Source organism: Morganella sp. GD04133, from assembly GCF_029835375.1.
GTDB lineage: Bacteria > Pseudomonadota > Gammaproteobacteria > Enterobacterales > Enterobacteriaceae > Morganella > Morganella morganii_B.
The window spans coordinates 1-652 of the sequence record NZ_JAODZS010000108.1; the positions used below are offsets into that span (position 1 = coordinate 1).

Genomic DNA, 652 nt, shown 5'->3' on the forward strand with positions numbered 1-652 from the left:
CGGCATAACCCAAGACAGAAGGACTTTTGATTATGAGCGGATACGCTTTGCTTCAGGAATATTATTTCACTGATGCAGACAAACACGCCTGGATGGATGCTATGAGTTATTTACTGGAAAACTACAGTGAGTTTCCGGCAGATATGGATGTGGATATTCAGCGGAAGGCTGAGTTTAAAAACTTCCGGTTCGTAAAGTCTCCGGATGGCGTGGTTCTGTTTGCGAACTGCATGGTGCCGGGTATTACAGCTGACGACTTTAATCAGTTCAGAGCGATTAACTGAGGACTTTTGATTATGACTACAGAACAACTCGCAGAATTAAAACGCATTGCACTGGAAAAACACCGCGAAGCTGAAAAGGCCATGTATGCCTATGCAAAAGAGAGTGACGGTATTGAGCGCGTGGAAGCGTTTGAAGCATACGAAAACATCAGAACAGCAACGCGGGTTCGCGGATAGGGCACAGAGGACTTTTGATTATGGAACCAACGGATTTTGAAAAGTGGTGTGCGGGTGAGCTTGGCTATGGATATTCACCTGAATACATTGCGAAACAGAGTAGAACAAATTCACTCGGTGAAAAAGTATACATTCGCAATGAAATCAGCATCAGATATGACGCCTATATGGCCGGAGTTCGCAGCAGACTG

2 protein-coding genes are annotated in these 652 nt (G+C 44.9%); both read left to right on the forward strand.

The genetic code is table 11. From position 1 onward, the window contains the following. Positions 1 to 32 precede the first annotated feature (32 nt). Positions 33 to 284 carry a hypothetical protein gene (locus N7387_RS21340; RefSeq protein WP_024473565.1) on the forward strand — a complete coding sequence of 84 codons (252 nt, stop codon included), beginning with the start codon at positions 33 to 35 and terminating at the stop codon, positions 282 to 284. Positions 285 to 296: 12 nt separating this feature from the next. Further along, positions 297 to 461 carry a hypothetical protein gene (locus N7387_RS21345; protein WP_279800963.1) on the forward strand — a complete coding sequence of 55 codons (165 nt, stop codon included), beginning with the start codon at positions 297 to 299 and terminating at the stop codon, positions 459 to 461. Positions 462 to 652: the final 191 nt, after the last annotated feature.